Source organism: Ectopseudomonas khazarica (genome assembly GCF_017915135.1).
Taxonomy (GTDB): domain Bacteria; phylum Pseudomonadota; class Gammaproteobacteria; order Pseudomonadales; family Pseudomonadaceae; genus Aquipseudomonas; species Aquipseudomonas khazarica.
In genome coordinates this window covers 4,278,333-4,300,557 of record NZ_CP068551.1, presented here as the reverse complement: position 1 = coordinate 4,300,557, position 22,225 = coordinate 4,278,333, and the positions used below count along the sequence as shown (strand labels likewise).

At 65.9% G+C, this 22,225-nt stretch carries 16 protein-coding genes; 10 read left to right on the top strand and 6 right to left on the bottom strand.

The features are described from left to right. Positions 1–162: 162 nt before the first annotated feature. The 6 genes from JLK41_RS20220 (at position 163) to JLK41_RS20195 (ending at position 9,510) form a co-directional block, all read left to right on the top strand. Positions 163–1,185, top strand: a complete 1,023-nt coding sequence (locus tag JLK41_RS20220; protein WP_210389681.1) for an AraC family transcriptional regulator — start codon at positions 163–165, stop codon at positions 1,183–1,185. Then, positions 1,185–1,832 carry an MBL fold metallo-hydrolase gene (locus JLK41_RS20215; protein ID WP_210389680.1) on the top strand — a complete coding sequence of 216 codons (648 nt, stop codon included), beginning with the start codon at positions 1,185–1,187 and terminating at the stop codon, positions 1,830–1,832. The genes JLK41_RS20220 and JLK41_RS20215 overlap by 1 nt, the downstream gene beginning before the upstream one ends. Positions 1,833–1,896: 64 nt before the next feature. Next, positions 1,897–2,565 (top strand): YiaD family glycine zipper/OmpA-like lipoprotein, encoded by a 669-nt coding sequence (locus JLK41_RS20210; RefSeq protein WP_037050903.1) that lies wholly within the window; start codon positions 1,897–1,899, stop codon positions 2,563–2,565. A gap of 149 nt (positions 2,566–2,714) precedes the next feature. Beyond that, a complete protein-coding gene (locus JLK41_RS20205; RefSeq protein WP_037050901.1) occupies positions 2,715–3,371 on the top strand; it encodes a YiaD family glycine zipper/OmpA-like lipoprotein in 657 nt (218 codons plus the stop codon). A gap of 230 nt (positions 3,372–3,601) precedes the next feature. Next, positions 3,602–7,318: a response regulator gene (locus JLK41_RS20200; protein WP_210389679.1), complete on the top strand. Its 3,717-nt coding sequence runs from the start codon at positions 3,602–3,604 to the stop codon at positions 7,316–7,318. Positions 7,319–7,362: 44 nt separating this feature from the next. Then, positions 7,363–9,510, top strand: a complete 2,148-nt coding sequence (locus JLK41_RS20195) for a putative bifunctional diguanylate cyclase/phosphodiesterase (RefSeq protein ID WP_210389678.1) — start codon at positions 7,363–7,365, stop codon at positions 9,508–9,510. Between the two features lie 15 nt (positions 9,511–9,525). On the opposite strand, the gene JLK41_RS20190 is transcribed toward JLK41_RS20195, so the two are convergent. From JLK41_RS20190 to JLK41_RS20175, 4 genes are all read right to left on the bottom strand, one after another. Continuing rightward, on the bottom strand, positions 9,526–10,422 hold the full coding sequence (locus JLK41_RS20190; protein ID WP_210389677.1) for an acyltransferase: 897 nt from the start codon (positions 10,420–10,422) through the stop codon (positions 9,526–9,528). A gap of 253 nt (positions 10,423–10,675) precedes the next feature. Continuing rightward, entirely contained in the window at positions 10,676–12,769 is a 2,094-nt protein-coding gene (gene pta / locus JLK41_RS20185) for a phosphate acetyltransferase (protein WP_210389676.1), read from the bottom strand. 9 nt (positions 12,770–12,778) lie between these two features. Continuing rightward, positions 12,779–13,963, bottom strand: coding sequence for an acetate kinase (locus tag JLK41_RS20180; RefSeq protein WP_210389675.1), 1,185 nt, complete (start codon positions 13,961–13,963; stop codon positions 12,779–12,781). After that, positions 13,964–14,248: a DUF3565 domain-containing protein gene (locus JLK41_RS20175; protein WP_081876458.1), complete on the bottom strand. Its 285-nt coding sequence runs from the start codon at positions 14,246–14,248 to the stop codon at positions 13,964–13,966. Between the two features lie 11 nt (positions 14,249–14,259). Here JLK41_RS20175 and JLK41_RS20170 point away from each other — a divergent pair, with 11 nt between their 5' ends. From JLK41_RS20170 to clpB, 4 genes are all read left to right on the top strand, one after another. After that, entirely contained in the window at positions 14,260–14,745 is a 486-nt protein-coding gene (locus JLK41_RS20170; protein WP_037050891.1) for an FKBP-type peptidyl-prolyl cis-trans isomerase, read from the top strand. 169 nt (positions 14,746–14,914) lie between these two features. After that, the gene (locus JLK41_RS20165) at positions 14,915–15,400 is read left to right on the top strand and encodes a glutathione peroxidase (protein ID WP_037050890.1); all 486 of its coding nucleotides are present in this window, start codon (positions 14,915–14,917) and stop codon (positions 15,398–15,400) included. Positions 15,401–15,532: 132 nt separating this feature from the next. Further along, positions 15,533–16,270 carry a nitroreductase family protein gene (locus tag JLK41_RS20160; protein WP_175252664.1) on the top strand — a complete coding sequence of 246 codons (738 nt, stop codon included), beginning with the start codon at positions 15,533–15,535 and terminating at the stop codon, positions 16,268–16,270. A 129-nt stretch (positions 16,271–16,399) separates the two neighbouring features. Then, positions 16,400–18,964, top strand: a complete 2,565-nt coding sequence (gene clpB, locus JLK41_RS20155; RefSeq protein ID WP_037050888.1) for an ATP-dependent chaperone ClpB — start codon at positions 16,400–16,402, stop codon at positions 18,962–18,964. 317 nt (positions 18,965–19,281) lie between these two features. Here the strand turns inward: clpB and dld are convergent, their stop codons facing one another. Further along, on the bottom strand, positions 19,282–20,997 hold the full coding sequence (gene dld / locus JLK41_RS20150; protein ID WP_175252665.1) for a D-lactate dehydrogenase: 1,716 nt from the start codon (positions 20,995–20,997) through the stop codon (positions 19,282–19,284). A 4-nt stretch (positions 20,998–21,001) separates the two neighbouring features. Next, entirely contained in the window at positions 21,002–22,141 is a 1,140-nt protein-coding gene (gene lldD / locus JLK41_RS20145; RefSeq protein ID WP_037050879.1) for an FMN-dependent L-lactate dehydrogenase LldD, read from the bottom strand. Between the last annotated feature and the right edge of the window lie 84 nt (positions 22,142–22,225).

Genomic DNA, 22,225 nt, shown 5'->3' with positions numbered 1-22,225 from the left:
GCTTGTCACAGGTTCGTAACAGCCAAGGTGGCAGTCATATCTGGCCAGTGCGTTTTTCCAGCAGAAAGTTAGGGGGGCAGTGCGACCGCGAACAGCGATGTGCTGGGTTAAGGTCTGCGTTCAGGACGGTCATTTACGGCCAGTCGCCGGAACAACCCCTCAATGAAGCACGCCCTCAACCTCACAGCCGAACTGGTGCCCGTGGCCTACGCCGAGGCATTGCTGGCGCTGGCCGAAGAACTGGGCCAGGCACGCGGCGAGCTGTTCGCCGCCGCACGGGTCCGTCCCGAAGTGCTGGGCAGCCCCAATGGCCGCCTGTCCTTCCTCGATTTCCACCTGCTCACCCAGGCCGCACTGGAGTGTTGTGGTGAGCCGGCGCTCGGCCTGGTGCTGGGGCAGCGGCTCAACGTTTCCACCCATGGCATCCTCGGCTATGCCGTGCTGTCCAGCGCGGATCTGGGCAAGGCGCTGCAGTTCGCCTTGAAGTATTACCGCGTGCTGGGCCTGGCCTTCGACCTCGAGCTGGTGGAGCAGGGCGATGCCATGGAGCTGCGTGCGGTCGAGTCGTTCCCCATGGGGCCGCAGTCGCGTTTTGCCGCCGAGGGGCTGCTGACCAGCATCCACACCATCGCGCGTTTTCTCCTGGGCGAAGCGCTGCAGGGCCTTGCGGTCGGCTTCGCCCATGCCGCACCGGACTATGCCGGGCGTTATGCCGAGGTGTTCGGCGTCGCTGCGCAGTTCGAGCAGCCCTGCCACTGGCTGCGTCTGCCACGGCACTACCTGCAGCGCCCGATGGCTCTGGCCAACCCGGCCACGGTGCAGATGTGCGAGCAGCAGTGCGAGGCGCTGCTGGCCAGCCTCGATGTGCAGGATGGCCTGCTCACGCGCGTGCGCCGGTTGTTGCTCGCTCGCCCTGGCGACTTTCCCGATCTGGACAGCGCGGCAAGCGCCCTGCACACCAGCGGCCGCAGCCTGCGCCGGCACCTGGCGCAGATGGGCACCAGCTATCAGCAGGTGCTGGATGACGTGCGCAGGCGCCTGGCGCTGCAGTATCTGACCACCACGCACCTGCCGCTGTATGAAATCGCGCAGCTGCTGGGCTTCAGTGACCCGTCCAACTTCCGTCGTGCATTCCGCAAGTGGACCGGTAAACTGCCCGTCGACTACCGCAACGAGGCCCCCTGATGAGCACCGCCGAACGCCCAGCCCTGATCCGCGAAACCTTCCCCGTCGGCCCGCTGCAGTGCAACTGCACCATCATCGGTGACCCGCTGACGAAGAAGGCCATCGTGGTCGATCCGGGTGGCAACCCCGATCTGATCATGGCGCGCCTGGACGCCCACGGGCTCAAGGTCGTGAGCATCATCCACACCCATGCCCACCTCGATCACTTCCTCGCATCCGGGCAGATGAAGGAGAAGACCGGAGCGACGCTGCACCTGCACAAGGAGGATCAGTTCCTCTGGGACAATCTGGAGATGCAGTGCAGCATGTTCGGCGTGCCCTACACGCCGGTGCCGGCGCCGGACCAGTGGCTGGATGACGACGAGGAGCTGGCCTGCGGCTGTGGCGTGGCCCTGCATACACCCGGGCACACGCCCGGCTCGATGAGCTTCTGGTTCGAGGGGGCCAAGTTGCTGATCGCAGGGGACACGCTGTTCCGCCGGGGCATCGGGCGTACCGACCTGTGGGGCGGTGACTACGCCACCATCGAGCGCTCGATCAAACAGCGGCTGTACCGCCTGGATGAAGAGGCCACGGTGGTGACCGGCCACGGTCCCGACACACGACTGGGCGACGAGATGCGCGAGAACCCCTTTATTCGCGCCTGACGGGGCACTAATCGAGCGAATGCCGATCAAAAGGCCATCATCCCCCGTTCATGGAGATGCCTTCATGTTCCGCTCGACACTGATTGCCCTGTGTTCCTCCGCGCTGCTGCTGGGCGGCTGCGCTTCGCAGAATCCCTATGACCAGAGCGCCCCCAGCTCCAACCGGGCCGCCACCTATGGCGGTATCGGGGCGCTTGCGGGCGCCGCTGCCGGCGCCTTGATCAACCACGACAACCGCGGCAAGGGTGCGCTGATCGGCGCTGCCGTCGCCGGTGCCGCTGCGGCGGGCTACGGCTACTACGCCGACAAGCAGGAAGAAGAGCTGCGCCGCAGCATGCAGGGCACTGGTGTGGAGGTGCAGCGCCAGGGCGATGTGATCCAGCTGGTCATGCCCGGCAACATCACCTTCGCTACCGACTCGGCACAGATATCCAGCAGTTTCTATCAGCCGCTGAACAACCTGGCCAACTCGTTTCGCCAGTACAACCAGAACAGTATCGAGATCGTCGGCCACACCGACAGCACGGGTTCGCACGCCTACAACATGGACCTGTCGCAGCGCCGGGCGCAGAGCGTCGCGGACTACCTGCTGGCGCAGGGCGTCGATCCGGGTCGCCTGAGCACCCGGGGCATGGGGCCGGACCAACCGCTGGCAAGCAATGCCACGGCCGAGGGCCGGGCGCAGAACCGGCGTGTCGAAGTGACCCTGCGGCCGCTGCCGGGCGTGCAGTGACTCCTGCGCAACGACTGGCCGGATTGGCCCTGTGTCGCAGTTCTGGCATGCGCCGGCTGCTAAGCTAGGGTTGAACTTCGCGGCCCTCGAGGCGCTCGAAGACTGCGGCATGTCTGCCCGATACCAGAAGAAATCTCAAAGGAAACCTTATGAAAACTAGGCGTAATCTGATCGCAGCCACTGCGCTCATGGCCATGTTGGCTGGCTGCACCACCAATCCCTACACCGGTGAGCAGCAGGCTGGTAAAGCCGGTATCTATGGCGGTGTCGGCGCGGTGACCGGCGCGGTGATCGGTGCGGCGACCTCGAGCAAGAAGGATCGTGCCAAGGGCGCGCTGATCGGCGCAGCCGTCGGTGGCGCGGCCGGCGGTGGCTACGGCTACTACGTCGACACCCAGGAAGCCAAGCTGCGCCAGACCCTGCAGGGCACCGGCGTGCAGGTCCAGCGCAACGGCGACGACCTGAAGCTGATCATGCCGGGCAACATCACCTTCGCCAGCAATTCCGCCGACATCTCCAGCGGCTTCTACCCGACGCTCAACTCGCTGGTGCTGGTGTTCAAGGAGTTCGACAAGAACGGGGTGAACATCGTTGGCCACACCGACAGCACCGGTTCCCAGGAACTGAACCAGAGCCTGTCGCAGCGTCGCGCGCAGAGCGTGGCCAACTACCTGACGGCCAACGGCGTGCCGGGCCAGCGCATCTCCGCTTACGGCGCCGGCCCGAGCCAGCCGATCGCGAGCAACGCCAGCGAGGCGGGGCGTGCGCAGAACCGCCGTGTCGAGATCAACCTGCGCCCGCTCTGAGGCGCCGCCAGGCTGACGAAAGCCCCCGTTCCGGGGGCTTTTTTGTGGCCGCGGCTGCAGAGCGTTCGCCGCCGGGCTGGCGCCATCTTCGCGTTTTCTGACCGCCTGTCGTATCTCCCCTGGCAAAAGGCCAGTCATTCAAAACCTGACTAGAATGCTTTTTATGGTTCTGTAAAACCCACGGACAGCTCGGCTGTCGGTGTTGGTTCTGGATGACCGAAGGAGTGTGAATGGACGACAGAGCTGTCAAGCGGCCGCCATGGCCCTGGACACCGTTGTTGGTGGCGCTTGGCCTCATGCTGGGGCTGAGTGGCCTGATCTTCTGGCAGTGGAACACCCTGCAGGAGCGTGCGCGGGAGGAGAGCCAGAGGGGCTTCCAGCAGGAGGCCCAGGACATCGGCCAGCGTGTGCTGGCGCGCATGCAGGCCTACGAGATGGTGCTGCGGGGTATCGCAGGCCTGATGATCGGCAGTGACCAGGTCACGCTCGCGGAGTGGGAGCGAGCCGTGGACCAGCTGCAACTGCAGGACCGCTATCCCGGTATCCAGGCTGTCGCCTGGTCACGCTACCTGACGCCCGAGCAACTGGCTGACTTCGCCGCGGAGGTGAAGGGCGACGGCCGCTTCGATTACCAGATATTCCCGAGTGGCGATCGCGAGCACTATCTGCCGATCGACTACGTCAGCCCGCTGGATTGGCGCAACAGGCGCGTGCTCGGCTACGACATGCTCAGCGAGACGGTTCGCCGCACGGCGGTCGAGCGCAGTGTCGATACGGGTGAGGCGAGCCTGAGCGGGCCGCTGGTGCTGCGTCAGGAGGTGGATGTCAACGTCCAGTCCGGCGTGCTGCTCTATCTGCCCGTGTATCGTCCGGGCGTGCCGGTCAACTCCGCCGAACAGCGCCGGGCCGCCTTGCTGGGGCTCGTCCACGGTGCATTTCGCAGCCACGACCTCATCGAGGGGATTCTCGGACGGCAGACGCGGCTGTTCGACATCCAGCTCAAGGACCCCGGGGCCACCGATCTGCAGCTGCTCAGCCAGGAGGTCGGCGTCAACGACTGGTCGCCGCTGTTCAGCTATCAGCAGGAGCTGTCGTTGTATGGCCGTACCTGGCAGCTGGAGGTATTCGGCACGCCGGAGTACGAGCGCAGCCTGATCGATCGAACCGGCACACTGGGGCTCTGGGCGGGTCTGGTCGCCGCTCTGATGCTGTCGCTGCTGTTCGGCGGCTTCCTCTATCAGCGTGAACGCAAGCTGAACATCAGCGAGATGGCGGGGCAGGCCCTGCAGGAGCGCGAGGAACGCTTCCGCCTGCTGGTCGAGCGCCTGCCGGTCGCCACGCTGCTCTGCGACGCCGAGGGGCGGATCGAGATGGCCAACCGCAGCGCCGCGGAGCTGTTCGACTGCCCGCTGAACGCGCTGCCCGGCGAATCGGTGCTGCGCATGCTGGCCAATATCGAATCGCCCAAGGACCTGCAGCAACAGCTGGCCGAGAGCGACGAACGCACGGTGCGTACCCTGCGTGGCGAGTCGATTCCGGTCAGCATCAGCCTGAACCCGTTGCACGAGGGCAGCAGCTACCTGATCAACCTGGTCGATCTGCGTGCGCGCAAGGTGGCGGAGGAGCGCTTCCGCCTGGTGGTGGAGGCATCGCCCAACGCCATCCTGCTGGTCGACGGGCTCGGTCGTATCGCCATGGTCAACCGCCAGACCGAGCTGCTGTTCGGCTACGAGCGGCAGATGCTGCTGGGTGAGCCGGTCGAGATGCTGTTGCCGGCGGCACAGCGCGGCAGCCATGTGGCTATGCGCCGTGGCTACCAGGCCATGCCCGAACAACGGCGCATGGGCGGTAATCGCGAGCTGTTCGGCCTGCATCGCGAGGGGCGGATGATCCCCCTGGAGGTGGGCCTTTCGCCCATTCGCAGTGGCGACGAGAGCCTGGTGCAGGCGGTGATCATCGACATCAGCGAGCGCAAGGCCGCCGAACAGAAACTGCGCGAGCAGGCCGAGCAACTGCTGCTGGCCAACCGCTACAAGTCCGAGTTCCTCGCCAACATGTCGCATGAGCTGCGCACGCCGCTCAACAGCATTCTGATCCTCAGCGACCAGTTGCGGCAGAACCTGGCGGGCAACCTGACGGAGAAACAGAGCAAGCATGCCGACATCGTGCACCGTGCCGGCAGCGACCTGTTGCAGCTGATCAACGATGTGCTCGACCTGGCCAAGGTCGAATCCGGGCGCATGCAGCTCAAGCTCGAGCCGATCAACATGCAGGACGTGCTGGTGGAACTGGATGCCAGCCTGCGGCCGATGGCCGAACTCAAGGGGCTGCGTCTGCATACGCAGCTCGACGCCGGTGTGCCGCGCGTGATCCATACCGACCGCGTGCGCCTGCACCAGATCCTGCGCAACCTGCTGTCCAACGCGTTGAAGTTCACCGATCACGGCGAGGTCACCCTGACCGTCAGCAGCGAGGGACGCCAGGACGACGAGCGCGAGCTGCTGTGCTTCAGCGTGCGGGACAGCGGGATCGGCATCGATCCGGCGCAGCACGAGCAGATCTTCCAGGCCTTCCAGCAGATCGACGGTTCCACCAGCCGCCGTTTCGGCGGTACCGGCCTGGGGCTGGCGATCACCCGCCAGCTGGTCCTGGCGCTGGATGGCGACATCAGCCTGCAGAGCGCGCCGGGGCAAGGTTCCACCTTCACCGTCAGGTTGCCGGTGCAGGTCGCGCCGATGAATGTCGAGGCGCCTGTCGAAGGGCCGCAACGCGCCGGCGAGGGGCCGCCGTTGCTGATCGTCGAGGATGACGCCAATTTCGCCGCAGTGATCGCCGAGGAAGCCCATGCCCACGGCTTCTCCAGCGTCCACTGCCGCACCGGCCTGCAGGCGCTGGGGGTGCTGCAGCAGGAGTCGTTCAATGCGGTGATCCTCGACATCCTCCTGCCGGATCTCAGTGGCTGGCAGCTGTTCCGGCGACTGCGTGCCCAGCCGACGCATCGTCATACACCTGTACACATTATCTCCTGCGTACCGCAGCCGGCGGGCTGGAACGACGACGGCACGCGCTACCTGGTCAAGCCGATCGGCACCGACGAGCTGGAACAGGTCTTCATCGAACTGCAGCATGGTGCGGCGCAGGAGGCGGCGCTGCTGCTGGTCGAGGACGTGGATGTGGAGCGCGAGCACTACCGCGAGCAACTGACCGCGCTGGGGTTCAAGGTCTGTGCGTGCGCCGACGGCGAGCAGGCGCGCCTGGCGTATGCGCAGGGGCAGTTCTGCGCGCTGGTGATCGACCTGGACCTGCCCGACCAGGACGGCTTCGCCCTGCTCGACAGCCTCAACCAGATGCGCTCGCTGCAGGGGACGCGCATCGTCATCAATACCGGGGTGGACGTGACCCAGCAGACCCTGCAGCGACTGCGCCGCTACAGTGCCGTGGTGGTACGCAAGCATGGCGACGATACCCAGGCGCTGTGCCAGGCGGTGCAGGGCTTCCTGGGCGACGTGCGGGCGCCGCAGCAGGCCGATCCCCAGGCCGGCAGCCTGCAGGGGCGACGCATTCTGCTGGTCGATGACGACGTGCGTAACGTCTACGCGCTGACCGCGCTGCTCGACGAGGCCGGGTTGCAGGTCAGCTCGGCCACCGATGGGGTCGAGGCCATCGCCAGCTACCAGCGTGAGCCCTTTGACCTGATCCTGATGGACATGGCGATGCCCAACATGGATGGCTACACCGCGACACGCCTGCTCAAGCAGGAGCATGGCTGCGTGATCCCGATCATCGCCCTCACCGCGCACGCCATGAAGGGCGATCGCGAGAAGTGCATCACCGCGGGCGCCGACGACTACATGGCCAAGCCGGTCAAGCGCGATGAGCTGCTGGCCATGCTGGAGCACTGGCTGGGCATATCTGCCGTGCCATCGACCGGCAATGATCTACCCTGATCTCAGGAGCAACTGATGCAAGGGCGAAGGATAGAGGAGTAGTGATGGCCCAGGCGCAGAGCAAGACCGCTGCCATACCCGCCAAACAGACGCTGCTGGTGGTGGACGACCGTATAGAGAACCTCGAGGCCATGCAGGCGCTGCTCGAGGATGGCGAGTGGCAGCTGCGCTGTGCCAAGTCGGGCGAGGAGGCCCTGCGCTACCTGCTCGAGGACGACGTCGGCCTGGTCCTGCTGGATGTGCAGATGCCGGGCATGGACGGCTTCGAGGTCGCCCGCCTGATGCGCGGCAATCCGCGCACCCGGCTGACGCCGATCATCTTCGTCTCGGCCATCGCCCAGACCCATGAAGCGGTGCTGCGCGGGTACAGCACCGGTGCCGTGGACTTCGTCCTCAAACCCTTCGATCCCAGCGTGTTGCGGCACAAGATCCAGAGCCTGCTGGAGCACGAAAGCAACCGTATGGAGCTGCAACAGCTGTCGCTGCAGCTCGACCGTGCTCGCGCCTTCAATGCGTCGGTCCTGGCCAATGCCGCCGAAGGCATCCTGGTGGTCGGGGAGGACGGGCGCATCCAGTTCGCCAACCCGGCCATGGCGCAGATGCTCGGCGGCGAGGTGGGGGATCTGGAGGGCGTCGACCTGCTGTCGTTTCTCAAGAATCCTGCCTGCGAGGGCGGCTGGCAGCAGTCCGAGTTCTATCTGCACTTCAAGCGCGAGGCGACCTACCGCGTGCACGAGGCGATGATGCGCACGCTCGATGGCGGTTGCCTGCCGGTGGCGCTGTCCTGTTCGCCGCTGCCCAGGCTGCAACGGGCCATGGTGGTCATTGCCCTGGACATGTCGGTGGTGCGCAATCTTCACGCACAGCTGGAATCGCAGGCGGTGACCGACTCCCTGACCGGCCTGCTCAATCGGCGCGGTTTTCACCAGGCCCTGGAGTCGTCGCTGGCGCGCATCGAGCGCAGTGGCCAGCGGCTTGCGGTGCTCTATCTGGATCTGGACGGCTTCAAGCGCATCAACGATTCGCTCGGCCATGATGTCGGCGACCAGTTGCTGCGCCGGGTCGGCGAGCAGCTCAAGGCCTGCCTGCGGCCTTACGACAGCCTGGCGCGTATCGGTGGCGACGAGTTCACCGCGTTGCTGGACAACCTCGGCCACCCGGAAGACGCCGCCCGGGTGGCGGAGAAGCTGATCGAGCTGGTGTCGGTGCGCCACACCCTCGACGGTGTCGATGTCACCCTGGGCGCCAGCGTCGGCATCGCCTGTTTCCCCGAATGCGGGCAGAACGTCGAGGGCCTGCTGCGTTCCGCCGACATGGCGATGTACGAGGCCAAGCGTGCCGGGCGCCAGCAGTACCGCTTCTTCTCGCCGGAGATGAACGGCCGCGCGCGTTCTCGGCTGATGCTCGAGGAAAGCCTGCGCCATGCCATCGAGAACGACGATTTCGTGCTGGTCTACCAGCCGCAGTTCGAACTGGCGAGCGGACGCCTGCGCGGCTTCGAGGCCTTGCTGCGCTGGCAGCATCGGGTTGCCGGAACGGTGGCGCCCAACGTGTTCATCCCCTTGCTGGAGGAAACGCGGCTGATCAATCGCCTGGGCGAGTGGATCTTCCGGGAAGGGGCCAGGCAGCTGGCGATCTTCAAGCGCCAGTTCGGCGAGGACATGGTGCTGAGCCTGAATGTCAGCCCGGTGCAGTTCGGCATGCCGCAGCTGGTCACCGACCTGCAGCGTGTCCTCGACTCCCATGGCCTCAAGCCCAGCCAGCTGGAGGTCGAGGTGACCGAGAGCGCCCTGATGCAGGATCTGGAGCTGACCCAGGCGCAGCTGCGTCACCTGCGGGAACTGGGGGTGAAGATCGCCATCGACGATTTCGGCACCGGCTACTCGTCGCTGGCCTATCTGCGCCACTTCGAACTGGATACGCTGAAGATCGACCGCCTGTTCATCGCCAACATGCTCGATTCACCGCGCGATGCCGCAGTGGTCAGCACCATCATCGATCTCGGCCGCCATCTGGGCCTGGAGGTGATTGCCGAAGGGGTCGAGACCCAGGCCCAGCGCGAGTGGCTGGTGCAGCATCACTGCAACTTCATGCAGGGCTTTCTGGTGGCGCCGGGGGTGCCGGCCGGCACTGCCTTGCGGGTGCCGGCCCAGCTGGACTGGAGTACGTTGCCGCTGCCGCGCGAGGACTGATCCCGGCAGCGTCGCTCAGGCCTGCTGGTGCAGGCTGGCGAGCTCCGCGTCCTTCTCTTCCCACAGACGGTTGACCCACTGCTGGAAGGTCCGGCGGTAGTCCTCGTCCTGGTCGTAGTTGCGGCCGATGAATTCACGCGGGATGTCGACCTGCCGGAAACGCACCTGGACGGCGTCCAGGCGACCGCAGAGCAGGTCCCAGAAGCCCGGCACGCCGTGCGGGTAGTGAATGGTGACGTTGACGATGGCGTGCAGTTGCTCGCCCATGGCATCCAGCACGAAGGCGATGCCGCCAGCCTTGGGCTTGAGCAGATGCCTGAACGGCGATTGCTGCTGGGCGTGCTTGGCCGGGGTCAGGCGGGTGCCTTCGAGGAAGTTGAACACCGCCACCGGGTTGGTCTTGTAGCGGGCGCATGCCTTGCGAGTGGTGGCCAGGTCCTGGCCGCGTTTCTCCGGGTACTTGGCCAGGTACTCCTTGCTGAAGCGCTTCATGAACGGAAACTCCAGCGCCCACCAGCACAGGCCGATCACCGGGACCCAGATCAGCTCCTGCTTGAGGAAGAACTTCAGCAGCGGCATGCGCCGGTTGAGCAGGTACTGCAGCACGAGGATGTCGACCCAGCTCTGGTGGTTGCTGGTCACCAGGTAGGAGTGCCGGGTATCGAAGCGCTCCAGGCCCTGGACGTTCCATTCGATGGTGCCGACCAGGCGCATCCAGAACTTGTTGACGCCGATCCAGCTTTCCGCGATGCCGTGCATGACGAAGCGCAGCGCGCGCTGGATGGGGGCGACCGGCAGCAGCAGTTTCAGCAGGGCGACGATGAACAGCGGCCAGCACCAGAACAGCGTGTTGAGTGCCAGCAGCAGCCCGGCGATCAGGCCGCGCAGTGGCGCAGGGAGAAAGTGCAGCATCGGGCGAACGCCTCCGTAGGCAGGCTGCACGCCCGGCGGGCAGCCTGAGAATGGGGCTTTCGCTGAGCCCCGTTGCGGTTGAAAGAGCTGCGGCATTGCGTGCGGCGAGCTGGTTCGGCGCCAAGGTTAACGGCTGTGCACTGACCTGCAAGTGCCAGCCATGACCAGGGGGTTTCGCCAGCCTCGGGCTTGCGCCATGCACGCCGGCCGTCGGTGCGCCCGGTTCGTTGCGGGACATGGCGCATTCCCGGGGTCAGCTCGGCAGGTCCGCCGCCTGAATCGCCGTCAGCGCGATGGTATAGACGATGTCATCGACCAGCGCACCGCGCGACAGGTCGTTCACCGGCTTGCGCAGGCCCTGCAGCATGGGGCCGACGCTGATGCAGTCGGCGCTGCGCTGCACGGCCTTGTAGGTGGTGTTGCCGGTGTTCAGGTCGGGGAACACGAACACCGTGGCACGCCCGGCGACCGGGCTGTTCGGCGCCTTCTGCCGGCCGACGCTGTCGATGGCGGCGGCATCGTACTGCAGCGGGCCGTCGAGTGGCAGTTCCGGGCGTTTCTCGCGAGCCAGGCGGGTCGCTGCGCGGACCTTTTCCACTTCCTCGCCACTGCCGGAGTCGCCGGTGGAGTAGCTGAGCATCGCCACTCTCGGCGCGATGCCGAAGGCCTGCGCGGAGGCGGCGCTCTGCAGGGCGATCTCGGCCAGTTGCTCGGCGTTCGGGTCGGGGTTCACCGCGCAGTCGCCATAGACCAGCACCTGGTCCGGCAGCAGCATGAAGAACACCGAGGACACCAGGTTGTAGCCGGGAGCGGTCTTGATCAGCTGCAGGGCCGGGCGAATGGTGTTGGCGGTGGTGTGGATGGCGCCGGACACCAGGCCGTCGACCTCATCCAGCGCCAGCATCATGGTGCCCAGCACCACGGTGTCTTCCAGTTGTGCCTCGGCCATCGGCGCATTCAGGCCCTTGCCCTTGCGCAGTTCGACCATCGGCTCGACATAGCGACCGCGAATCAGGTCCGGGTCGAGGATTTCCAGGCCGTCCGGCAGTTCGATGCCCTGCGCACGCGCCACGGCCTGCACGTCTTCCGGCTTGGCCAGCAACACGCAGCGGGCGATGCCACGCGCCTGGCAGATGGCGGCAGCCTGTACGGTACGCGGTTCGCTGCCCTCGGGCAGGACGATCCGCTTGGCAGCGGCCTTGGCCCGCTGCACCAGCTGATAGCGGAATGCCGGTGGCGACATGCGCAGTTCGCGCGGCGTGCCGCAGCGGGTGCGCAGCCAGTCATGGTCGATGTGCCCGGCGACGAAGTCGGAGACCTTCTCCGAGCGCTCGCGGTCATCCAGCGGGATTTCCTTGTTCAGGCGGTTGAGATGGGTGGCGGTGTCATAGGAACCGGTGCTTACCGTCATCACCGGCAGGCCGCTGGCCAGGGCTCCCTGGCACAGCTCCATGATGCGCGGGTCGGGGGCGAAATCGCTGCACAGCAGCAGGCCGGCCAGCGGCACGCCGTTCATCGCGGCCAGGCAGGCCGAGAGGATGATGTCGTCACGGTCGCCGGGCGTCACCACCAGGGTGCCGGGCTTGAGCAGCTGCACGCTGTTGGCCACGGCGCGGGCGCAGAGCACGATCTTCATCATGCGCCGCTGCTCGTAGTCACCGGCATTGAGGATGCGGGCGCCGAGCAGTTCGGCGACGTCCTTGGTGCGCGGCGCGTTCAGTTCGTCCTGCCAGGGGATGCAGCCGAGCAGGCGGAAGTCGCCGCTCTTGAGCAGCGGCGACAGGTCTTCCAGGCGCTCGGCGAAGGCATCGATGCCGTCCTCGCTGCGTACCTTGTTGAGGATCACCCCGAGTACCTTCGGGTCTTTCGGCCCACCGAACAGCTGGGCCTGGATCTCGACGCGGTCGGACAGTTCGGTGAGGCTCTCGTCCTCCGGGGCGCTGACCAGAATCACGTCGGCGTCCAGGCTCTTGGCCAGGTGGAAGTTGACGCGCGCGGCGTAGCTGGCGTGGCGTGTCGGCACCATGCCTTCGACGATGACCACGTCCTTGCCGGCGGCTGCCTGCTGATAGAGGCTGATGATCTCTTCCAGCAGCTCGTCCAGCTGGCCGTCGCCGAGCATGCGCTCGACATGGCTGAGTGGCAGCGGCTTGGGCGAGTTCAGGCCATGGGTGCGGGCGATCAGTTCAGTGGAGCGCTCCGGCCCGAGGTCACCGGCATGCGGCTGGGCGATGGGCTTGAAGAAGCCGACCTTCAGGCCGCTGCGCTCCAGGGCACCGACCAGGCCGAGGCTGATGGACGTGAGACCGACACCGAAACCGGTGGGGGCGATGAAGAATGTGTGCATGAAAAAGCCTCAGTCGAGCAGGGCAAGGGTGTCGAGGGCGATCTGCCGCTCTTCATTGGTGGGCACCACCAGCACGCGCGGGTGGCCTGGCGCATGAATCGCGCCGGCGATGCCGCGTATGCAGCCGGCATTGGCCTGCTCGTCGAGCTTCAGCCCGAGCAGGCCGAGATGGTCGAGGGTCTTGCGCCGGATCAGCGCCGAGTTCTCGCCGATGCCGCCGGTGAAGACCACGCCGTCGAGACGCTGCAGGGCGCAGCTCATGGCGGCCAGTGACTTGGCCAGGCGGTAGCAGAACACCTCGATGGCCAGGGTGGCGCCGGGGTGGCCCTCCTCGCGCGCCAGCTCCAGCGTGCGCATGTCGTTGGACAGCCCGGAAAGGCCGAGCAGGCCGCTGTCGTGGTTGAGCATGGCGTCGATCTGTTCCAGGCTCCAGCCCAGGGTTCGCGCCAGGTGGCTGTGCAGGTTGGGGTCGACGTCACCGCTGCGTGTGCCCATCACCAGGCCTTCCAGCGGAGTCAGCCCCATGCTGGTGTCACGGCTGAGGCCGTTCTCCACGGCGCAGGTGGAGCTGCCGTTGCCCAGGTGGGCTACCAGCCAGCTGCTGGCCTCGACCGCCAGGCCGCTCATCTGCGCGGCCTTCTGGCTGACGTAGCGGTGGCTGGTGCCGTGGAAACCGTAGCGGCGCACGCCATGTTCGGCGTACAGCGCCTGCGGGACGGCGTAGCGGAAGGCGTGTTCGGGCAGGGTCTGGTGGAAGGCAGTGTCGAAGACCGCCACCTGGATCAGGTCCGGGAACAGTTTCATCGCCGCTTCGATGCCCTGCAGATTGGCGGGGTTGTGCAGCGGCGCCAGTGGTGCGATCTGGCGGATGCTGTGCAGGCTGGAGGCATCCAGGCGGCTGGCGCCGGAGAAGTGTTCACCGCCGTGCACCACGCGGTGGCCAATGCCGTGCAGGGCGCCGGCTGCGGCCTGCTGCACGATCGGCAGCAGATGGGACAGGGCCTGACGATGGTCCGCGCCTGGCAGCGCCAGGCTGTCCTTGTGTTCACCCAGGCGCCAGTGCAGGACCGCCTCGGGGCTGCCCAGGCGCTCGGCCAGGCCGCTGAGGATGAAGGTTTCTTGTGCCTCGTTGACCAGCGCGAACTTGATCGACGAACTGCCGCAGTTGATCACCAGAATGTTGCGTGCCGACATTTAAGCTTCCTTGGAGGGTTCGTGCGACCGATCCCTGGCGCACCAGCCACAGGCGAATGGGCTGCCCAGCCTGGCCTGGCGCTGTTCGGGATCGAGTACCCAGGGCCGATTCTGCCAGGGCGGTCGGTGGCGTACATGCTGAGTATGACCACAAGACAAGACTGCCAGCCAATCGCCATGTTCGTCCTGACGAAAATCAACGATCCATGCGGCCCGTTTGTCCGGGGTCGGGTCGCAATCGCGGCCAGCCTTGGTTAGACTTGACCGTTCATTTCTCTTTCGCAAAAGGTCTCCACATGCTGATTGCCGCCAACAAGGCCGTCTCCATCGACTATACCCTGACCAACGATGCCGGCGAGGTGATCGACAGCTCCGCTGGCGGCGCGCCGCTGGTGTACCTGCATGGCGCCGGCAACATCATCGTCGGCCTGGAGAAGGCCCTGGTGGGCAAGCAGGCGGGCGACGAAGTCGAAGTCTCCGTCGAGCCGGAAGAAGCCTACGGCGAGTACAGCGCCGAGCTGGTCGCGACCCTGAGCCGCGCCATGTTCGAAGGCGTCGACACCCTGGAAGTGGGCATGCAGTTCCACGCGTCCGGCCCGGACGGCAGCATGCAGATCGTCACCATCCGTGATATCGACGGCGACGACGTGACCGTCGACGGCAACCACCCGCTGGCTGGCCAGCGCCTGAACTTCAAGGTCAAGGTCGTCGACGTGCGTGAAGCCAGCGCCGAAGAAGTGGCCCACGGTCACATCCATGGCGAAGGTGGTCACCACCACTGAGTTGCCTGTCGGGCGACTTGCGGTCGTTCCCCTTGGCGGAACCACTGCTAAGCTGAAGTTTGCGATAAAGGCGCCTCAGGGCGCCTTTTTCATGCATGCCCGTTGGTCTTCGGGCCAGCCGTTTCAGGGCCACGCGCCCGCTGCACTGAATTCGCTGAGGAAGTTCGTCATGAGTGCCTTTCACGATCTCAATCTACGCGCGCTGGACGGCCAGGAACTGCCGCTGGCGCCCTACAAGGGCCAGGTGGTGCTGGTGGTCAACGTCGCCTCCAAGTGCGGCCTGACCCCTCAGTACGCCGGGCTGGAGAAGCTCTACCAGCAGTACAAGGGCAATGGCTTCACCGTGCTCGGTGTGCCCTGCAACCAGTTCGCCGGCCAGGAACCTGGCAGCGAGGAGGAAATCCGTGAGTTCTGCAGCCTCAACTACGGGGTGAGCTTTCCGCTGGGCAGCAAGCTGGAGGTCAACGGCCCTGGGCGCCATCCGTTGTATCGCCTGCTCGCCGGTGAGGGCGCCGAGTTTCCGGGCGACATCACCTGGAACTTCGAGAAGTTCCTGGTTGGCCAGGACGGTCGCGTGCTGGCGCGTTTCTCCCCACGCACCACGCCGGACGACCCGGCGCTCATCCAGGCCGTCGAGAAAGCGCTCGGCCTCTGAGCCGTGGGCCTGCCTGCTCGAACGAGCCGGCAGGCGTGGCGAATCGGCCAAAACCACGGCCATTTCCTCATGCACCCTTGTTCATGCGGTCGTCCGCTTGCTTAATCGGACGACTTGCCGAGGAGTGCAACCATGACCAGCTTTCCCAACGAGCAATTGCCTGCCATGGCATCGCCGGCCGAGTTGCGTGCGCTGATCGAAGGGCGCCGTGCCGTGCGCCGCTTCACGCCCGAAGCGGTGGCGGAGGAGGTGATCCGCGACTGCCTGGAGCTGGCCGTGCTGGCGCCGAACTCCTGCAACCTGCAGCCCTGGAGCTTCCAGGTCATTCGCGACCCGGGCCTGCTGGCCCGCCTGCACCCGGTCTGCATGGGCCAGAACGCTGCACGTGCGCCACTGATCATCGCCGTGCTGGCCCGTCCGGACACCTGGCGTCAGGCGTGCCGCAACGTTATCGACTACTGGCCGGAAGCCGAGGTGCCGGCGCGCATCCGCAGCTTCTACAGCAAGACCGCGCCGTTTCAGTACAACCAGGGGCCGCTGGGACTGCTCGGGCTGTTCAAGCGCCAGCTGGTACGCCTGCTGGGGCTGCGCAAGGCCCTGATGCGAACGCCCAACAGCCGGGCGGACATGCGCCTGTGGGCGGTGAAGTCCACTGCGCTGGCGGCCGAGAACCTGATGCTGGCCTTCCACAGCCACGGTTACGCGACCTGCCCGATGGAAGGCTTCGATGAAGTGCGCCTGCGCCGCGTGCTGGAGATTCCGCGCCAGGCCATACCGATCATGCTCCTGGCCGTTGGCCGCCAGGGCGAGAAGGGCGTGTACAACCCGCGCTTGCGCTTCCCGCTGGAGCAACAGGTCACCTGGCTGTAGCCGCGCTTGACCTGGATCAAATCGCCTGATCTTGAATACGGCGTAATCGTCCTTATCTAGTCTTCATCTCGGCGGGTATCGGTTTTCGGGGATGTTGTCCCGGCCCGCTCTTCTGGAGGAAGGACATTTATGCGTATCGATCGTTTGACCAGCAAGCTGCAACTTGCACTCTCCGACGCCCAATCCCTGGCCGTGGGCATGGATCACGCGGCCATCGAACCGCTGCACCTGATGCAGGCCCTGCTCGAGCAGCAGGGCGGTTCGATCAAGCCCCTGCTGATGCAGGTGGGCTTCGACATCAACAGCCTGCGCCAGGGCCTGACCCGCGAGCTGGACCAGCTCGGCAAGCTGCAGAACCCCACTGGCGACATCAATCTGTCGCAGGACCTGGCACGCCTGCTCAACCAGGCCGACCGCCTGGCCCAGCAGAAGGGCGACCAATTCATTTCCAGCGAGCTGGTGCTGCTCGCCGCCATGGACGAGAACACCAGGCTCGGCAAGCTGCTGCTTGGCCAGGGCGTATCGAAGAAGGCCCTGGAAAATGCCATCGCCAACCTGCGTGGCGGCCAGGCCGTCAACGACCCCAATGTCGAGGAGTCGCGCCAGGCGCTGGACAAGTACACCGTCGACCTGACCAAGCGTGCCGAGGACGGCAAGCTCGACCCGGTGATCGGGCGTGACGACGAGATCCGCCGCACCATCCAGGTCCTGCAGCGGCGTACCAAGAACAACCCGGTGCTGATCGGTGAACCCGGTGTCGGCAAGACCGCCATCGCCGAGGGGCTGGCGCAGCGCATCATCAACGGTGAGGTGCCCGATGGCCTGAAGGACAAGCGCCTGCTGTCGCTGGACATGGGCTCGCTGATCGCCGGCGCCAAGTTCCGTGGCGAGTTCGAGGAGCGCCTCAAGGCGGTGCTCAACGAGCTGGCCAAGCAGGAAGGCCGGGTGATCCTGTTCATCGACGAACTGCATACCATGGTTGGCGCCGGCAAGGCCGAAGGCGCGATGGACGCTGGCAACATGCTCAAGCCGGCGCTGGCGCGGGGCGAGCTGCATTGCGTTGGCGCCACCACGCTGGACGAATACCGCCAGTTCATCGAGAAGGACGCCGCGCTGGAGCGCCGCTTCCAGAAGGTGCTGGTGGACGAGCCGAGTGAGGAGGACACCATCGCCATCCTCCGTGGCCTGAAAGAGCGTTATGAGGTGCATCACGGGGTGACCATCACCGATGGCGCGATCATCGCCGCGGCCAAGCTCAGCCATCGCTACATCACCGACCGTCAGCTGCCGGACAAGGCCATCGACCTGATCGACGAGGCCGCCAGCCGCATTCGCATGGAGATCGACTCCAAGCCCGAGGAGCTGGATCGCCTGGATCGCCGCCTGATCCAGCTGAAGATCGAGCGCGAGGCGCTGAAGAAGGAAGACGACGAGGCGACCAAGAAACGCTTGATCAAGCTCGAAGACGACATCGCAAAGCTGGAGAAGGAGTACGCCGACCTCGACGAAATCTGGAAGTCGGAGAAGGCCGAGGTGCAGGGTTCGGCGCAGATCCAGCAGAAGATCGAACAGGCCAAGACCGAGCTGGAGGCCGCACGGCGCAAGGGTGACCTCAACCGCATGGCCGAGCTGCAGTACGGCGTGATCCCCGATCTGGAACGCAGCCTGCAGATGGTCGACCAGCACGGCAAGAGCGAGAACCAGCTGCTGCGCAACAAGGTCACCGACGAGGAGATCGCCGAGGTCGTTTCCAAGTGGACCGGCATCCCGGTGAGCAAGATGCTCGAGGGTGAGCGCGAGAAGCTGCTGAAGATGGAAGGCCTGCTGCACCAGCGGGTGATCGGCCAGGACGAAGCGGTGGTCGCCGTGGCCAACGCCGTGCGCCGTTCGCGCGCTGGGCTGGCGGACCCGAACCGACCGAGTGGCTCGTTCCTCTTCCTCGGCCCGACCGGGGTGGGCAAGACCGAGCTGTGCAAGGCGCTGGCCGAGTTCCTCTTCGACACCGAGGAGGCGCTGGTGCGCATCGACATGTCCGAGTTCATGGAGAAGCACAGCGTGGCGCGCCTGATCGGTGCGCCGCCCGGTTACGTCGGCTACGAGGAGGGCGGTTACCTGACCGAGGCGGTACGCCGCAAACCCTACTCGGTGGTGCTGATGGACGAAGTCGAGAAAGCGCACCCGGATGTGTTCAACGTGCTGCTGCAGGTGCTCGAGGACGGCCGGCTGACCGACAGCCACGGGCGTACCGTGGACTTCAAGAACACCGTGATCGTGATGACCTCCAACCTGGGCTCGGCGCAAATCCAGGAACTGGTCGGCGACAGGGAAGCGCAGCGCGCGGCGGTGATGGACGCGGTGGGCAGCCACTTCCGCCCCGAGTTCATCAACCGGATCGACGAGGTGGTGGTATTCGAGCCGCTGGGCCGCGAGCAGATCGCCGGCATCGCCGAGATTCAGCTGCAGCGCCTGCGTGGCCGCCTGGCCGAGCGTGAGCTGAGCCTGGAGCTGACGCCGGAGGCGCTCGACAAGCTGATCGCCGTCGGTTACGACCCGGTGTATGGCGCGCGCCCGCTCAAGCGTGCGATCCAGCGCTGGATCGAGAACCCGCTGGCGCAGCGCATCCTGGCAGGCGACTTCGCCCCGGGTGTGCAGGTCAAGGCCAAGGTGGAGGGCGACGAGATCGTCTTCGCCTGATCGGTCGCAGCGGCAAACGACAAGGCCCGCCAATTGGCGGGCCTTTGTTTTTTGTAGCCGGATGAAATCCGCAAAATGGCAGTCAGGTTGCCCCTGTCAGGTTGCCCCGGATTGCATCCGGGCTACAGGGTCAGCCCCGGACTGTATCCGCCTGTGTGCTAATCCGTAGGAGCGGCTTCAGCCGCGAAGTTCGTGCTCGGTTCGCGGCTGAAGCCGCTCCTACGTAACGTTTCAGCAGGGCGCAGGGCGGATGTCGCCTTTTACATCCGCCGCCAGGGTGGATCGATAACGCGTGATCCACGCCTACACCTGACGGCTCAGCAGCAGTCGCCCCAGTGCTTCTTCTTCGAGGTATGGCCGATACCGGGGTTGAAGCTGTTGGTCGGGTCGAGTTCGCGATAGAAGCCCGCCAGCGCCGGCTTGGCCACGTACAGGTGGCCGACGTTGTGCTCGGCCGGATATTCGGCGCGGCGCTCGTCGAGCAGTGCCCACATGCGGTGTTCCATCGCGATCGGGTCGTTGCCCTTCTTGACGATATAGTCCTGGTGAAACACGTGGCAGAAGAAGTGCCCGTAGTAGAGCTTGTGGATGATCTGCTCCTCCATCTCGTCCGGCAGTGTCTCGACCCAGTCGCGGTCGTTGCGGCGCAGGGCGATGTCCAGGGCGAGGATGTCCTCGACGCTGCTGCGGTGCGCCTCGCGGTAGCGGATCGCGGCACCGGCGACGGCGAAGCGATGCAGGAACGCCTTGCGGCCTTCCTCGGCGTCGCATTCGAAGTAGGCGCCGCTGTCGCTGCCAGCGAAGAACTCGGCGAGGAAGGCGCGGGTCTGCTCCAGGGTGTCGTTGGATACCCGCACCAGCAGGTGATGCTCGAAGCGGTCGCGGTACTCACGCATGCGCGCGGGCAGGTGGCTGGGCAGCAGGTTCATCAGCGCCTGGATCACTTTATCGGTCACGCCACGCAGGCCGAAGCGCTCGAAGAACCCGTCGACCCGGCTCTTCATGGCGAAGGCCGCCGGCACCCTGGAGGTGCCGAATTTGTCGATCACCAGAAAGGTGTCCTTGCCGTACTTCTCGCCGATGTCGAAGGCGGTGCGGTGGATGTATTCCCCCGCGATCGGCAGGCGAGGCAGCCTGGCCAGCAGGTGGCGGCGCACCTCGGTCAGGTCGTGCGGGTCGTTGCTGCCGATGTAGAACACCGTGCTCGGTTCCTTCGGGAAGGTGTCCAGGCGCACCGCGAACAGGCACAGCTTGCCGGCCGAACCGGAGGCCTCGAACAGGCGTGACGGGTCGGCATTGAAGCGCGCCGGGGTGTCGGCGTCGACATCGCGCACGTGCTCGCCATAGCGTGCGTCGGAGGCCTTGGCGGTGGCCTCGTTGCGTACCTGTTGCGGGCTGTAGTCGCCCTGCTGCAGGCGGGTGAGGATTTCCTCGGGGCTGTCGCCCAGCTCGATCCCCAGGTGATTGACCAGTTCCAGCGAGCCGTCGTCCTTCACCTGCGCGTACAGCGCCAGTTCGGTGTAGGCCGGGCCACGGCGTACCAGGGCGCCGCCGGAGTTGTTGCAGATGCCGCCGAGCACCGAGGCGCCGATGCACGAGGAGCCGATCACCGAGTGCGGTTCGCGATTCAGCGGTGCCAGCGCCTGTTCCAGGCGGTCGAGGGTGGCGCCGGGCAGGCACACCACCTGCTGGCCATCGTTGATCAGTTGCACGCCGCTGACGCGCAGGGTGCTGATCAGCACGATCTCACGGTCGTAGTCGTCGCCGTCGGGGGTGGAACCGCCGGTGAGGCCGGTGTTGGCGGCCTGCATGATGACGATGCGATCAGCCGCGACCGCCGCCTGGAGAATGCGCCATTGCTCCAGCAGGGAGCCCGGGCGCACCACCGCCAGGACGTTGCCCTCGCCGGTACGGTGGCCCTTGCGGAAGCGCCGCGTGCCTTGCTCGTCGGTCAGCACATGGCTGGCACCGACGATCTGGCGCATCTGCGCCAGCAGGTCTTCACGGCTCGGGGTGGTGGCGGCAGCGGTCATCGACTCAGCGCTCCTTTACCAGCAGGTCCGAGGAGATCTCGGCGATGGACTTGGCGCCCGTCAGCACCATGGCCACGCGCATCTCCTTCTCGATCAGGTCGAGCAGGTTGCTCACGCCGGCGCCACCGGCGGCAGCCAGGGCGTAGATGAAGGCGCGACCGAGCAGCACGGTATCGGCGCCGAGGGCGAGCATGCGCACCACGTCCAGGCCGGTGCGGATGCCGGAATCGGCGAGAATCTTCAGGTCACCCTTGACCGCGTCGGCGATGGCCGGCAGGGCACGGGCGCTGGACAGCACGCCGTCGAGCTGACGACCGCCGTGGTTGGAGACGATGATGCCGTCGGCACCGAAGCTGACGGCGTCGCGGGCGTCTTCCGGGTCGAGGATGCCCTTGATGACCATCGGGCCGTCCCAGAAGTCGCGGATCCACTCCAGGTCCTTCCAGGAGATCGACGGGTCGAAGTTGGCGCCCAGCCAGCCGATGTAGTCGGCCAGACCCGTGGGGTTGCCACGGTAGGCGGAGATGTTGCCCAGGTCATGCGGCTTGCCCAGCAGACCGACGTCCCAGGCCCACTGCGGGTGGGTCATGGCCTGCAGCACGCGACGCATGGCTGCGTTCGGGCCGCTCATGCCGGAATGGGCGTCGCGGTAGCGGGCGCCGGGCACGGGCATGTCCACGGTGAACACCAGGGTCGAGCAGCCGGCGGCCTTGGCCCGCTCCAGGGCGTTCTTCATGAAGCCGCGGTCCTTCAGCACGTAAAGCTGGAACCACATGGGCCGGTCGATCGCCGGCGCCACTTCCTCGATCGGGCACACCGACACGGTGGACAGGGTGAAGGGCAGGCCCTTGGCCGCCGCCGCCTTGGCCGCCTGCACTTCGCCGCGGCGGGCGAACATGCCGGTGAGGCCGACCGGCGCCAGGCCGACCGGCATCGACATCTTCTCGCCGAACAGCTCGGTGGACAGGTCCAGCTCGGACATGTTCTTCAGCACCCGCTGCCGCAGCTCGATGTCCGACAGGTCGGCGACGTTGCGGCGCAGGGTGTGCTCGGCATAGGCACCACCATCGACGTAGTGGAACAGGAAGGGCGGCAGCTTGCGCTGAGCGGCGGCGCGATAGTCGGTAGAGGCAGAAATGATCATGGGCTCATCCTGTTGCTGAAAAAGGGGAAGCGTAGCCTGACGGCAAGAGCCCCGGCATGGCCGGGGCGCAGTGGAACCTTGTGC

What these genes read in the sequence shown, in the direction of transcription:
- JLK41_RS20220 (WP_210389681.1), top strand. Translation starts at nt 163, where the DNA reads ATGAAGCACGCCCTCAACCTCACAGCCGAACTGGTGCCCGTGGCCTAC.
- JLK41_RS20215 (WP_210389680.1), top strand. Translation starts at nt 1,185, where the DNA reads ATGAGCACCGCCGAACGCCCAGCCCTGATCCGCGAAACCTTCCCCGTC.
- JLK41_RS20210 (WP_037050903.1), top strand. Translation starts at nt 1,897, where the DNA reads ATGTTCCGCTCGACACTGATTGCCCTGTGTTCCTCCGCGCTGCTGCTG.
- JLK41_RS20205 (WP_037050901.1), top strand. Translation starts at nt 2,715, where the DNA reads ATGAAAACTAGGCGTAATCTGATCGCAGCCACTGCGCTCATGGCCATG.
- JLK41_RS20200 (WP_210389679.1), top strand. Translation starts at nt 3,602, where the DNA reads ATGGACGACAGAGCTGTCAAGCGGCCGCCATGGCCCTGGACACCGTTG.
- JLK41_RS20195 (WP_210389678.1), top strand. Translation starts at nt 7,363, where the DNA reads ATGGCCCAGGCGCAGAGCAAGACCGCTGCCATACCCGCCAAACAGACG.
- JLK41_RS20190 (WP_210389677.1), bottom strand. Translation starts at nt 10,422, where the DNA reads ATGCTGCACTTTCTCCCTGCGCCACTGCGCGGCCTGATCGCCGGGCTG.
- pta (WP_210389676.1), bottom strand. Translation starts at nt 12,769, where the DNA reads ATGCACACATTCTTCATCGCCCCCACCGGTTTCGGTGTCGGTCTCACG.
- JLK41_RS20180 (WP_210389675.1), bottom strand. Translation starts at nt 13,963, where the DNA reads ATGTCGGCACGCAACATTCTGGTGATCAACTGCGGCAGTTCGTCGATC.
- JLK41_RS20170 (WP_037050891.1), top strand. Translation starts at nt 14,260, where the DNA reads ATGCTGATTGCCGCCAACAAGGCCGTCTCCATCGACTATACCCTGACC.
- JLK41_RS20165 (WP_037050890.1), top strand. Translation starts at nt 14,915, where the DNA reads ATGAGTGCCTTTCACGATCTCAATCTACGCGCGCTGGACGGCCAGGAA.
- JLK41_RS20160 (WP_175252664.1), top strand. Translation starts at nt 15,533, where the DNA reads ATGACCAGCTTTCCCAACGAGCAATTGCCTGCCATGGCATCGCCGGCC.
- clpB (WP_037050888.1), top strand. Translation starts at nt 16,400, where the DNA reads ATGCGTATCGATCGTTTGACCAGCAAGCTGCAACTTGCACTCTCCGAC.
- dld (WP_175252665.1), bottom strand. Translation starts at nt 20,997, where the DNA reads ATGACCGCTGCCGCCACCACCCCGAGCCGTGAAGACCTGCTGGCGCAG.
- lldD (WP_037050879.1), bottom strand. Translation starts at nt 22,141, where the DNA reads ATGATCATTTCTGCCTCTACCGACTATCGCGCCGCCGCTCAGCGCAAG.